Annotated in this window: 9 protein-coding genes; 4 read left to right on the top strand and 5 right to left on the bottom strand. The window is 57.9% G+C overall.

Annotated elements, in window-relative coordinates; translation table 11 throughout:
- Positions 1-36: 36 nt before the first annotated feature.
- The 3 genes from pbpC to J3U88_RS21025 form a co-directional block, all read right to left on the bottom strand.
- Positions 37-2424, bottom strand: coding sequence for a penicillin-binding protein 1C (pbpC, locus tag J3U88_RS21035; RefSeq protein ID WP_207860948.1), 2388 nt, complete (start codon positions 2422-2424; stop codon positions 37-39).
- An 89-nt stretch (positions 2425-2513) separates the two neighbouring features.
- Positions 2514-3371, bottom strand: a complete 858-nt coding sequence (locus tag J3U88_RS21030) for a cupin-like domain-containing protein (protein ID WP_207860947.1) — start codon at positions 3369-3371, stop codon at positions 2514-2516.
- Between the two features lie 2 nt (positions 3372-3373).
- Positions 3374-4258: an alpha/beta fold hydrolase gene (locus tag J3U88_RS21025; protein ID WP_207860946.1), complete on the bottom strand. Its 885-nt coding sequence runs from the start codon at positions 4256-4258 to the stop codon at positions 3374-3376.
- 321 nt (positions 4259-4579) lie between these two features.
- On the opposite strand from J3U88_RS21025, the gene J3U88_RS21020 reads away from it, so the two are divergent.
- From J3U88_RS21020 to J3U88_RS21010, 3 genes are read left to right on the top strand one after another with little or no spacing between them, the layout of a single operon-like run.
- A complete protein-coding gene (locus J3U88_RS21020; protein WP_207860945.1) occupies positions 4580-5128 on the top strand; it encodes an RNA polymerase sigma factor in 549 nt (182 codons plus the stop codon).
- Positions 5121-5813 carry a hypothetical protein gene (locus J3U88_RS21015; RefSeq protein ID WP_207860944.1) on the top strand — a complete coding sequence of 231 codons (693 nt, stop codon included), beginning with the start codon at positions 5121-5123 and terminating at the stop codon, positions 5811-5813. The genes J3U88_RS21020 and J3U88_RS21015 overlap by 8 nt, the downstream gene beginning before the upstream one ends.
- Positions 5814-5835: 22 nt before the next feature.
- Entirely contained in the window at positions 5836-6783 is a 948-nt protein-coding gene (locus J3U88_RS21010) for a hypothetical protein (RefSeq protein WP_207860943.1), read from the top strand.
- Positions 6784-7194: 411 nt separating this feature from the next.
- Here the strand turns inward: J3U88_RS21010 and J3U88_RS21005 are convergent, their stop codons facing one another.
- Positions 7195-8937: a DNA polymerase gene (locus tag J3U88_RS21005; protein WP_207860942.1), complete on the bottom strand. Its 1743-nt coding sequence runs from the start codon at positions 8935-8937 to the stop codon at positions 7195-7197.
- Positions 8938-9190: 253 nt separating this feature from the next.
- On the opposite strand from J3U88_RS21005, the gene J3U88_RS21000 reads away from it, so the two are divergent.
- Positions 9191-11674, top strand: coding sequence for a PDC sensor domain-containing protein (locus tag J3U88_RS21000; RefSeq protein WP_207860941.1), 2484 nt, complete (start codon positions 9191-9193; stop codon positions 11672-11674).
- Positions 11675-11738: 64 nt separating this feature from the next.
- On the opposite strand, the gene J3U88_RS20995 is transcribed toward J3U88_RS21000, so the two are convergent.
- On the bottom strand, positions 11739-13031 hold the full coding sequence (locus J3U88_RS20995) for an amidohydrolase family protein (protein WP_207860940.1): 1293 nt from the start codon (positions 13029-13031) through the stop codon (positions 11739-11741).
- Positions 13032-13097 lie beyond the last annotated feature (66 nt).

Here is a 13097-nt window from a genome sequence, read left to right as displayed (position 1 = left end):
CCTTTTGCGGCGCGGACGGGAAGAAAAGTGGGCCGGCTAGCGTGCTACCGTGAATTCCTGTTCCAATCGTTCGCCGTGTTCGTCGAGCAGGACCAGTCGGTGGCGGCCCTGTTCCGGCTGGACCGGCATTTGGTGGAACGAACTGGTGACGCCCAGGTACCGTTCGTTGAGATGCCAGAAAATGCGGGTTTCCGGGCGGCGATGCACGGCTTTGAGCACCGCGGTTCCGCGGGTCCCGTCCAGTCGGATCGGGATTTGGATGCGCGTTTGTTTGCGCGGGTAAACCAGGGCCATGTTGGCCCCGCCCGTACCGGCCTCGGCGCAGTCGGGGTGCAAGGGCGGTAAGGGGCGGTAATCGCTGTGTTCCTGCTGGTAGTAAAACGCCTCGACCGGCGGCAGCACGAAGCGGGTTTCTTGTTTTAGGTCACTGGGCGAGAAACAGGCGCTGTCGGCGCGGTAGCGTCCGGTGGGGTCGAGGTGAATACGGTGGTGGTACCGGCAGCTTGGTACCCGTAATCCGCCGCGCGCCACATCCCGTCGCGTTGTGGTCGGGCAGACCGTGGCCGCGCGGTAACCGCTCGTGTTGCACACGGCAATGGAAACCATGGCGTCGTGGGGTTTTGCGAACCAAGTATTTTCGCGCGGCAACAAGTGGAATAACTCAAACATAATCGGTGCGGCGGTGCTGACCCCGGTCAAACCCGGCCGACCTTCGCCGTCCGCGTTCCCCACCCAAACGGCCACGGTATACCGCGGCGTGTAGCCGATGGACCAGGCATCGCGGAACCCGAAGCTGGTGCCGGTTTTCCACGCCACCTTGCGTGCCGAGCTGAAATAGCGCCACAGGCCGTGGCTTTCCGGCCGGTCCACCTGGGTCAGGGCCTCGGTGACCTGCCACAGCGCCGCTCGGCTCAACGCGGCCTGTTCGCTCGTGCCGGTTTCGGCCGGGGAGGACGCGTCGCGCTGGAGGTGCGGCGCGCGCCACGCGGCCTTTTGGCTGGGTCGCCGCACCTCCTGATTGAGTGTCCAGGCGATGCCCGCGTACATCCCGGCCAGCTCCCACAAACTGCTCTCGGCGCCGCCTAGGCTGAGGGTGAGCCCGTAGTGTTGCGGGGGTTTGGTTAGGTGGGTCATGCCCACCGCGCGTAAGGTTTCGTGAAAACGCAGGCTGGTGAGTTGGTTCTGCAAGCGCACCGCGGGGATGTTGAGTGAGCGGGCCAGGGCGCGATCCGCCGGTACCGCCCCGCTGTATTCGCTGTCGAAATTTTCGGGTTGGTAACTGCCGAAATGGCTGGGGACATCGCGCACCAGGCTCCAGGGCAGGATCAAGCCGGCGTCCAACGCCTCCGCGTACAAGAAGGGTTTCAAGGTGCTGCCGGTGCTGCGCGGGGCGGGCACAACATCGACGGCGCGGCCGTGGTTGCCCCGCTCCCTCGGCCGTAGCGGGGTGGTGCTGTTGCCGATGTAGGCCTGCACGGATTTGTCCCGGTTATCGAGGATCAAGGCCGCCGCATTGTACACCCCGTTTTCCTCCAACTTCTTTTGGAAACGGTTGATCACGGCTTGTGCGTTGCGCTGCAGCGGGGTTTGCAGCGTGGTCGCCACGCGCCCGCCGTTGGGCAGCCGCCCGTGGTAACCGTCCACCAAATGCTCGGCCAAGCGGGGCAGGGGATAGGGTTTCTCGGGCAGCGGCTCGCTTTTGGCCAGGCTCAAGGTGACCGTGTCAAACAGGCCACGTTCGTGCAGGCGGGTTAACAGACGGTTGCGTTTGGCCAAAAGCGCATCGCGGTTACGGCCCGGGTGAATCAGGGCCGGGTTGTTGGGCAACACCGCCAAGGTGGCCGATTCGGCCCAGGATAATTGCGCGGGCGCGCGCTTAAAATAGCGCCACGCGGCTGCTTCGAGCCCGACCACGTTGCCACCGAACGGCGCGTGGGCCGCGTACAGCCCCAGGATTTCTGCTTTGTCGACGGCCAGTTCCAGCCGGGTCGCCCAAATCGCTTCGATCAGTTTTTCGCTGAGGCGACGCGGTTGGCCGTCGCGCGCGAGACGAATGACCTGCATGGTCAGGGTACTGGCGCCGCTGACCACCCGTCCCCGGCCGAGGTTGAGGCGGACCGCGCGGGCCACGGCGAGCGGGTCGACGCCGGGATGCGCGTAAAAACGTTTGTCTTCAAAGGTAATCAACGCGGCGGCGAATTTTTCGGGGACGACCTGAGCGCGCGGGAACCGCCATTGCTGGTCGCCGGCAATGCGTGCGCCGAGCAAGCGGCCGTCCCGATCCTCGACCACGGTTGCGTAGGGTTTGCGAAAAAGCGGATCGGGTAAGCAGCGCCAAAAGAGAAACAAGGCGAGCGCGGTCGTCAAACCGAGGAGCCACAGGGTTTTGCGGAAATGAGGGTGCCGAACCAGGGAGCGTATCAAACCAACACCTCAGCGGTTGCGTTGCCATTCAAGATGACCGAGGCCGGCGAACATGTCAAAAAAAATCGAAGCAGATTGCCGCGGCGAGGCTAGCCGGCGGCTTGCGTGCGGGTGACGCGCGCGGCGAAGGCTCGCAGGCGCAAGTAGCGCAGCCAGGCTTTGATCGGGGAGACGCGTTGCCATTCGCGGCGGCAGTCGGCGGCGAAACCTTTGAAATTGGTGTGGTTGAGCATGTTCAGCGAAAGCGAAATCGACAGGTCCTCCATGTAGGTTGCATGCCACCAGTTATCGGGCACAAACAAGGTTTCGCCCGGCGCCAGGGTGGCCGTTAAGGGTTTGGCCTTGGCGAAGTCAGGGTATCGGGTCCTGTCCAGTTGGTGGGGGGCCTCGATGGTCGAGTGGCAGGGGATTAAGGGATGGACATAGAGGAATTCGCTTTGATTGGGATGGTAGAGCCACACCCTTTTGGTGCCGTAGATCTGGAAAATGAAGGCATGGGTGTGAAAGTTATCGCGATGGAGCACGGGAAACGCGCTGCCCGGTCCGCCGATAAACAAGCCGATCCGTCCCTTGCGGCTCAGCGGATGGCGCGGTAGGCGGGGATGCCACAACCAGTTGTCCCTGAGCAGTTCCGGCATCGGCGTGACGTCGGCGGGTAAGTGCGGTAGCTGTTCTTCCAAATAATGGTTGTGGAGGTAGGGCGTGGGTGCTTCGCCGGGTTGGGTCAAACGGGTGAACAGGGTTTCGGCGGTGAAGTTTTGGTTGTCGAGGTTGAAGCGGTGGTCGCCGCAGCGTTCAATCAGGTACTCGGGATTCCAATCGTGCCGTGCCGGCCAGGCTTCGATCAAATCCGTGATGATCAACGGCCGGCCCACTTCCGCGTATTCTTCGAGGAACACGTCCTTGTCCAAGGTGCCGACGCGTTCAATGGGATCCCCCGTGCGCATGGTTACGCCGGCGCCGTGGGTTGGTGAAGGGCTAGGAAGGTTCGCAGCAACGTAATGAAGGCCAAGGGCTGATCCAACAATAAATGATGGTGAGCGCGCGGAATCGAAATCACCGGAACCGCCGCCAACCCCAGTTCGCGTACCGCCTGCTCAATATCGGGTTTCACCACCCGTGATTGTTCGCCGCGCACCAGCCACCAGGGACAACGGATATGGTTCAGCAGCGGGGCGGTTGGGCGACGGTCGGAGGTTTCAAAAACATGGGGATCGAATTTCCAGGTCCAGCCTTCCTCCTGACGCCGCAAGCTCGACGCGGCGATGAACCCCATGAGTTCGGCGCTTTCGCAGGGCTGGTGCGGCAACAGGCGAAAGCGTTTGACACCGGCCTCCAGTGAATCGTAACAGCGACGGCGCGGGCCGCCTCGTGGTGAATCGCTCCGGTCGTTTTTGTCGCTAAACCCGGTGATTGGTGAATCGACGATCAGGGTGGCGCGCCATGCGTCTGGGTAAAAGGCGCTCACGCCGACGGACAACAAGCCGCCCATGCTGTGGCCGACCAGGACCGGCGGTCCGTTGAACCCGGCGGTGTGCCGCACGGTGATGATTTCTTCCAGCCAATGGGCGTCGTAGCTGTCGCGGTGTCCGCTGTCGCCGTGTCCGCTCAAATCCAAGGCGACCACATAATAATGTTCGCTGAGCAGCGGTGCGATGAAGCGCCACCACTGGGCATGGGCCAATCCGCCGTGGACCAGCAGCACGCCGGGATGGTCGGGGTTACCCCAGCGCAGGGTGTTGATGGGGCAGCCGGTGACCGTCACCGTCTCCTGTTGGTAAGGAGTGTGCCACGCGCGTGCGATCCAGGTTTCGGTTGCTTGCGAGGGTTGCATGGGGAACTCCTTGTTCGGGTTGAATGGGGGACATCCAAATGAAAGTGGGGGAATAATTAGTCATCGGCCGTTGCCGGTTGTTTTTTTAGTCCGGTGTGCAAACGGGGGCCGGACGTCGAACCGCACCACCTTAGCAATGGATCGTCGGGTTGGACAAGCTTTTCGGTTTTCGCGCTAGCGTCTTGAACCAAAAGGGTTTAATGTTGAATCAACGATCCCGGAATCCAATCCTTACCCATTTTTTTTATTTTTTTTCAACCGGTCGCAAACTATTTGCGGACACCCTGCGACTTACCCAGCGAGAACAAAACGGGAGCAAGGATGTTTGGCTCACCTTCAGACATGACGCTCGTGAAACAAGCCCTTCAGGGGAAAAACGAATCCTGGGATCGCCTGATTCGCCGCTACGAAAGCAAAATTTACAACTTCGCCCTCCGCATGACGGGCAATCGAGAAGACGCATTGGATTTGGTTCAAGAAGTATTTTTGTCGGTTTATCGCAACCTCGACCGGTACGGGCAACAAGCCAAATTCTCATCCTGGATCTTCACCATCGCCTCGCATCGCGCCACCGATTTTTACCGCCGCAAAAAAGCCGTTGATTCGCTGGATGAACCCGAGTTACTCGACGCCGGCGGGGGCAACAGCCCCTACGATCAAGTTTTGCGGCGCCAATCCAACCAAGAGGTTTTGCGCCTCCTTCACCAACTCACACCGGAACAGCGTCTGGTGGTCGAACTGAAGTATTTCCAAGAGCAAACCTTTGAAGAGATGTCTACCCATACTGGTATTCCTACCAATACACTTAAGTCTCGTTTATATGCTGCTTTGCGTAAGCTGAAATCGCTTCCGGAGGTGGTCAGTGCTTGATCCCGAAGTTCAAAAAGTTGTGGAAGAGGAGGCGCGTCGGAACGGTGACGATCCGGCCGAATTGGAACAAATCAGCGCGCGGCTTCGCGACGCGGCCCAGGCCTGGCAAGACGAAGGTACGCCGCCCTGGCCACGTTTGCCGATGGCGACGAGCACCAACCCGTCGACCCCGCGTTGGTTTACCCAATGGTTGCCCGCCTTTTTGTGTATCCTCATGTTTGCCCTGCTTGTCGGTCAGAGTCGCGTGATCAGCGACGCCGGCGGTTGGCGCATCGAGTTTGGGGCCCCGGCCGCTGCAACCGAAACCGCCACCACCACCACCCCGGAGCAAACCACCGACCCCGATACCATTACCCTGACGCGTGCCGAGCTGGCCGACTACCTCGACCAACGTTTCGCCGAGCAAAATAAACGCATGCTGGTCGAGTTCCGCAAAGGGCTTTCCGATTACCACGAAAACCAAGAAACCTACCTGACCTCGCTGTTTGAATTTCAAAAAAACGAAATTTCCAATGATCGGGCACGCGATATGGAAAGGCTGGTGAACAACTGGCAACGCCAACGCCTGACCGATCTCGACAACATCGAGGACCGCATGGCGTTCTTGGTAGACCAACAGTCGTTGAACAACGACACCCTTTACGACTTGGCGAACGCGGTACAGCGCGCCCCGTCCGATGATTGATCCCACCGACAGGAGTTTGTGAATGAAGAAGTTCGTTTGTTTTGTGATGATTGCCGCGCTTTTGGTGCCCCTGGCCCCGGCCGCGGACCATGATCGCATCGCCAAGGATATTCGTATCCTTTATAAAATTCTCAAATCGTCCTTCGGTGATGACGACCGCCATCATCGCCGCCATCATGATGACGGCGAATTGCGCCCCCACCGTATCAACCACACCTACCTCGACGGTCAAGGCGTTGTGTTTATCTTTGACATGGGCGGTAGTCGCCACCACTACCGCCACTTTTCACGAATCAATGTCAATGTGCCGCCCATGGTGATTCCACCGGTGCCCCCCATCTACGTGCCCAACGGCGAGGAAGATGAAGAAGCCTTGCGCGAACAGTACCGCGAGATGATGGAGTCCTACCAAGAAGTGGTGGAAGAAGTCGCGGAACATGCCGCCGAGGCGGTTGAAGACGCCGCCGAAACCTTGGGTGAAGTGGGCAACCTGCACGCCTCCCGCGAAATCGAAACCGAAATGCGCCGGATCCGTGAAGAGCAGCGCCGGGTGAGTAAGGAAATCCGTAGGGTCGCCCTGGAAACCCGTCGCCAGATGATCAACAAAAAGAAAATGACCGAACAGGAACGCAAAGAACTGATCGAGCGCCTGGAAGGGTTTAAGACCAAGGTCGAAACCGATGTGAAGCAGTACCTCGTCAAAGCCGAGAAACTGCGCGAGGTTCAGAGCAAAGAGTACTTGGCGAAGTACGCGGTGTTTGAAGGCCAATTGGCCGAAGCCATGTGCGAGTTCGGTGCCTCCGTCGACATTCCCGACAGCGAGTACATCAACATCATCGTTTCCCGCGCCGGTGAGCGTGGCAAAGACAAGATTTATGTTTTCCGCAAAACCGACCTGAACCAGTGCCGCAACGACCAAATCACCAAAAGCGGCCTGCTCGAAAAAGCCAAAGTGTACGAGTTCGAGTAAGGATTCTCGGGAAGCGAACTCTCTCGAGGAGTTTCCCACGAAGTTCTTCGAAACAACCGTTGTTCCTCACCCGAGCGACGGATGCGGGGGGCCCGCGAGGTTCCCCACTTTTTCCCTTTTTTCCTTTTTTTGACTAAACCGAATCGCGCCCCGGTCGTTTGGCAGGGGGAAGCAACAAAATAAGGGCCCACGGGCCGACTGTTACCGTCGTTTTGTCTAGCGCTAACAAAACCTTCTACCACCACACCAAACCTAGGTAAATGCGACGGTTCCTCTTTTCGTTTGTCCTTCGGGTTTCACCTCACGCACGCCAAAGGTCGCCACGAAGACAAACTTGCCCGAATCGGGGTTGTGACGTTCCCCGATTCGGGCCTTTTTCCGTTTAGGGACGGGGCCCGTTCGTGTGCGTGTTTATTTTCCGGCCCAGCTTTCGGTGACCGCCGCGTCCGCCACGAAGGGGACGTTGGGGACCAGCCAGGAAATGCCTTCGATCATGGCCTCGTTAAGAAGGGTTTTGGCCAGGTCGACTTGGTCCGCGTGGGCCTCGACGATGATCTCATCATGGATGATGGCGACGATTGCGGCGTCCACCGCTTGGGCGCGGGTCTTATCCCAAAACAAGCATAACGCACTTTTGAGGCCTTCCGCGGCCGTGCCCTGCACCGGGGTGTTGAACACTTCCGTGATGCGCATCGGCCCTTCTCCGTAGGCGCGGATGCGCCCGCCCGCGGTGCGTACGTGTTGGTACTTTTTCGCAAAAGCTTCCAGGCCGCGTTGCCAGCGGGCAATGCCGTGGTAGTTCTCAAAAAAACGACGGCGGAAGGTGGCCGCCTCGTTCTCGCTCAGGCTGACGCCGTAAGAGTTTTTGGCGGAGGCTTGCAGGCCGCCCGCGCCCATGGCGTAGATCAGCCCGAAATTAATCGCCTTGGCGGCTTGACGTTCATCGGCGGTAACGGCTTCGACGGCTTTGCCCATGGTTAGCGCGGCGGTGAGGCGGTGAAGATCCTGACCGTTGCGGTACGCTTCCATCATCACCGGGTCCTCCGCCAAACCCGCCGCCACGCGCAGCTCGACCTGGGAATAGTCGGCGACGATGTAGGTATAGCCTGCCTCCGGGCGAATCAGGGCGCGCACTTCTTTTTCGCGCGGAACCTGTTGAATGTTGGGATCGCTACAGGCGAAACGGCCGGAGGGCGAGGCGATTTGGTGGTAGGTCGCATGGACACGCCCGGATTGTGGATCGACCGCGTTTTCGAGTTGCTCGAACATCTGGAGAATGATGGATAGGTGGCGGTAATCGAGCAGACCTTGGAGCCAAGGATTTTGGTCAAGGTGCATTCGCAATTGATTTTCGGAGGTATCTTTTAGAGGAATGCCCGCTTCCTGCAGCGCTTTTAGAACTTGCTTGGGTGAGCTGAGATTCAGTTCCGCCTGCCCCAATAAATTTTTCTCTAAATTGGGAATTTGGTCGATTGCTGCTTGTTCTTGTTCCGCGCGTCGTTGTTGAAATTTCTTACGCAGGTTATTTAGATCGGGTATGTCGATGTAAATACCTTTAAGTTCCATGGCGGCGACGGGAAGAATGGTGCGGAATTCAAGGCGGGAAATCCGCTTGAGTTTATGCTCGAGAATTCGGGCTTGCATCGCTTTGTACAGTGCTGTCAGCAACTCAAGTTCTTCGACGGCATTCGGTACATCTTGCTGTGAAAAGGGACCCTTTCGTTGCCATAGGGTTTCCCAGGGGCAATCAGAATCGCGGCCGAGCTGGGCCCGACTCAAATCGACGAGGCGGTGGCGACGCCCAGGTGCGCCCATCGCCAAAATCTGGCTTGCGTGGTAGGTGCAGAAAACACCTTGGGTGGCTGTTTCCCAGTGGTGTAGGAAATGCTTGATTGCGAATTTGGCGCGATGGAACACCTTGATAATCGAAGGGTTTTCGAGAAGGGGCTGTAGGAATTCGCGGCAATCAACTTGTTCGGCGTCAATGACGGCCATTGTCTCGCCGTTTCCGATTTGGATGGTTGAAAGCTGAGCCTGCCGTGGGTTGTGGACCTGGCGGCCGGTCGTTTTTAGGGCGATTACAAGGAAGGTGCTTGCTGCAAAGTCTTGCAAGCTATCCCGGTGGCTATTGTTGGTAACGATGTGGGTTGGCATGGTGGTGGGGGTTTCCTGTGCGCGGGTGAGGTGGGACGAGGGTTGGCAGGGGGACTTTCGGAAGGCACGATTTTGGGATCAGTACTCAATATTCCGGCGCGGTGTGGCGATACGTTTTTACGAATCATGTTTCCAGATCATCTAGCCTTAGCCGCGGTTTGCACTATTTTGGCAATAAACCTTCTTGACGCAGACGATGTTTTTGGGTTGACGGAGGACCGCGAACAGGTTGCTGTGACCTTAGGACGTTGGGATGACGCCGGATACCTCGCCGCATAAGACCCAAACTAAAATTAACACCAAAGTTCCCTTTCGCCAAAGCATCGCCTTGCGGGTCTTGCTCGGTTTGTTGTTGTTTGACACGGTGTTGATCCTCGGCATTGTGAGTGTGATGGACACGGTCGGCACCCAACTCGTTGTGGATGAATCCACTAAATTGATCGAGGAAAACGGCAATTACGTCGTGAGTCGCATGGCGGCTCGGCTCGGTAAGATCGAGGCCTTGACCTCTGCCATGGCCAACGCCGGGGAGAACCTGCCGCGTGATCCGATGATGTTTCGTCAAACCATTCGTGCCATGCTCGACGCCGATGGGGATTATGATGTCGCCGGCGGCGGCATTTGGTTCGAGCCGGGCGTGTTTGAGGCCGACACCGACCGCTACAGCTTCTTTTGGGGTCGCGACACCCGCAACGAATTGGTTTTTTACGAGGGTTACAACGCGCCCGGTCCTACTTTTGACCCGGATCGTTTCGAGAACGACCCGGGCTTTCGCCGTGCTTTTCTGGATTCGCCCGGTTACCACAACGAGGAATGGTACGTGGTCGTGCGGCATCTCAGCGAATCCGGGCGCGGCATGTGGTCGGGTTCTTACATGGACCCTTACTCCTACCAGCCGATGGTTACCGTAACCGTGGCCCTGCATGACGCGGATCAGCAGTTCATCGGGGTGGCGACCGTGGACCTCAAGCTGGAAGGTTTGCAGGCCATGGCCCACACCTGGGCGGAAAAAACCGGGGGCTACCTCTTCCTGCTGGACCGGAACAACCGCTTTATCACCTTTCCACGTCCCGAACTGGCAAAGGTCTACGCGCAAGACAGCCGCGGCAAACGGACGGAGGAATTTCATACGGTCGCCGGTTTTGCAGCCCAACATCCCGAATTCCAACCGATTGCCGCTGAACTGGAATCCCTAAACCAACAACTTATCCAGACATCGCACGGGCGCCCTTATTACAGCCGGGCATTGGTGGAACACATTCATCGCGGCAGTTACCAAATCGATCCCGACTCCGCCGAACTCATTACCGCGGTTTTGCTGGACCCCTATCGCGAATCTCTTGTGCGCAGCAACCTATTGCATTCCGTCCACTTGGATAACGACATGTTGCTGAGCGAACCGGTCACGGTTTCCGTGTTCCACGTTCCCGGCGCCTACTGGAAAGCGGTCATTGTCAAACCCCGTTCAGAATATTCGATGGTGGCGAACCAAATTCAAACCACCATCTTGCGTTACATTTTGGTGATCGGCCTGATTATTTTTGTGCTGGGGTTCAGCTATCAATACTCGACCGTGGTCCGTCCGATCCAGGGGATTACCGATAAAGCGGCGGCGATTGGTTCCGAGTTACAGCAGGGCCGTATGATCACGGATATGGCTGAACCCCTGGTCGAGGTACGCGCCCAGGGAGAAATTCGGCGTTTGAGCAAGGTTTTTAACCAAATGACCTTGGAACTCATTGCCGCTCAGCGCAATTTACAGGAAATCAACCGCGATTTGGAAGCCAAGGTGATGGAGCGAACCCGCGAATTGGAGGCCAGTCAGGCGATCGCGCTGCAAAACGCCCATGCGGCCGGGATGGCCGAAATCGCCACCGGCGTGTTGCACAACATCGGCAACGTGTTGAACAGCCTCAATGTTTCGGTGGAAGAACTGCACGGCGAACTGTCTTCCAACCACCTCAACGGCTATCTGCAAGCCTGCGAGATGCTGGAAAAAGAACAGCACCAAATCGGCAGGTTTCTCGAGGAAAGCGAGCGCGGCCGCATGCTGTTGAAATACCTAATGCGCTTCGGGGTGGTTTATGAAAAAGAGGTAAATCGCTTTGGTGGCGTGCTCGCTGAATTGCGTGAGAAAGTAGAAGCGATTAAACAAATTATCAGTACCCAGCATATCTATGCCAAGGGTGTCGATCTCTATGAGGATGTTAATTTAGAGGTCGTGATCGAGGACGCCTTGAACCTCGAAGCGCCTTCCCTGAAAGCCAAACACATTCGCGTTGTACGCGATTTTCAGGCCGTTCCCGATCTGCGTACATCGAAAGTGAAGTTGATGCACATCTTCATTAATCTGATCAAAAACGGACGTGAGGCCTTAATGGCCGACGATCTCAATGAAGATAAAACCTTAACCATGACCTTGGGCTTCACGGATGCCGGGCTGATCGAGGCAACCGTGGTTGACAACGGCGTTGGCATTCGGCGCGAAAACCTCAACAAAATTTTCTGCCATGGGTTTACCACCAAAAATACCGGAAACGGGTTTGGGCTTCACTTTTGTGCCAACGCGGCCCGTGAGCTCGGCGGTGAACTGACGGTTCTCAGCAGCGGTCCCGGCGGCGGTGCCGTCTTTCGTTTGGTGTTCGGACTGCACAAACCTTTTGTCGATCAACTCCAGGAAGAAATAAAACAAGCGCAAGGGCATTCCGCCCCGGGAAGCGGCGGCTTGCTTTTGTGACAGGGCCCGCTCCGGTTTTGCCGGAACGGACCCGGTTAGCGTTGTTGCGGAACCGAGACGGGAATTAGTGACGGTGTGGGTGGTGCTCCATCGGCACCTCGTTCAGGTGAACGTCCAAATCCTCGCTGGGCACTTGCGCCGCCTTCAGCGGGGCCAGTTGGAAGCTAGGATCTTGGTCCAAACCGGTGACCGCCAGGAAGTTTTCCGCCATGACCAAACGGACTTCCGCGGGGGTGTAGCCCACGCGTCCCATACTCGCCAGGGTTTTGTCCTTGTATTTTTCGGTGGCGCCCGCGAATCCCGGACCGTCCGAGCCGTAGATCACGCGGTCGATGAGGTTGAATTCCTTGGCTTTGCCGAGGATGTCGTCCATCACGGTGCCGTCCGGGTCATGGCTGTCGGTACCGAATGCCGATATTTCCAGGTAGACGTTGGGGTATTGGCGAGCCAGGCGGAACACCTCGTCGATGCCGTCAATGCCCGAATCGACGAAGTCGAAACCCATGTGGCCGAGGATGAAGCGCACGCGAGGGAACCGTTGCAGGATGCTTTCCACATAGGTGGGGTAGAAGCTGCGAATGTACCTTTCTCGAGCCGCGTCGTCGGGGAACTGATCGAGGGGGCGCAGGGGGCTGGGGCCGATGTGGTGGTAAACCGGGGCGTCGTGGCGTTCGGCCAGTTGGTAGATGGAATCGAAGGCGGGGTTGTCGAGGGGTTCGACGTTGTGGGCAAAAGCGAGTTTGACGCCGACCATTTTCGGGTGGGCCATCGCCCGGTCCAAGTCGGCCAGGGCATTGCTTTCGTTGTTTTGCCAGTTTTCCTGGCTAATGCTAGCAAATCCGTAGAAAAACGGTTTGCCGCGGTAGATGTTGCGGGGATCGTCGAGGTGCCCAATCACCGTGGCGTTGTCCTCAACGCCCCAGGCCTCGGGTGTGTAAACCGCGAACAGCACCGCCGCCGACAAGCCCGCTTTGCGGCACTCGTTGCGGATGCCGACAAAGGGCGTGTAGGGGTGGCGCGTGAGGTCGGCGATGAGGCGGGCCAAACCTTCTTTGAGGTTGTCCGGCAGGGGCAGGGGGATGGCGCCCAAAACAAATTCACGGCCGAGGGGGCCCATGTTGTCGAAGGTCCCGGAATGCATGTGCATGTCGATGACCGGAATCGCCTCGTCCTTGTACAGGGTGATGATGTCTTGTCGGTCGCTAATATAAGCTTCGCCCTTAAACAGTTTTTTAATATCAAAATCGGCGGGATCGCCGTGGGCCGCGAGTGGGGCGGCCACGAGAAACCAAAACAAACAAATCAGGCTCAGCGCGGTGCAGGCTTGGCGTGGTGAGACGCGAAATGAAGGAAACATCGAGTATTCTCCTCGTAAGCTCTTTTAACAATGAATGGGATTGCCGGTCGCCAAATGGCGGAACCG

Source organism: Acanthopleuribacter pedis (genome assembly GCF_017377855.1).
Classification (GTDB): Bacteria; Acidobacteriota; Holophagae; order Acanthopleuribacterales; family Acanthopleuribacteraceae; genus Acanthopleuribacter; species Acanthopleuribacter pedis.
Note: the sequence above shows the minus strand (reverse complement) of the source record. Positions and strands in the feature narration are given on the sequence as shown.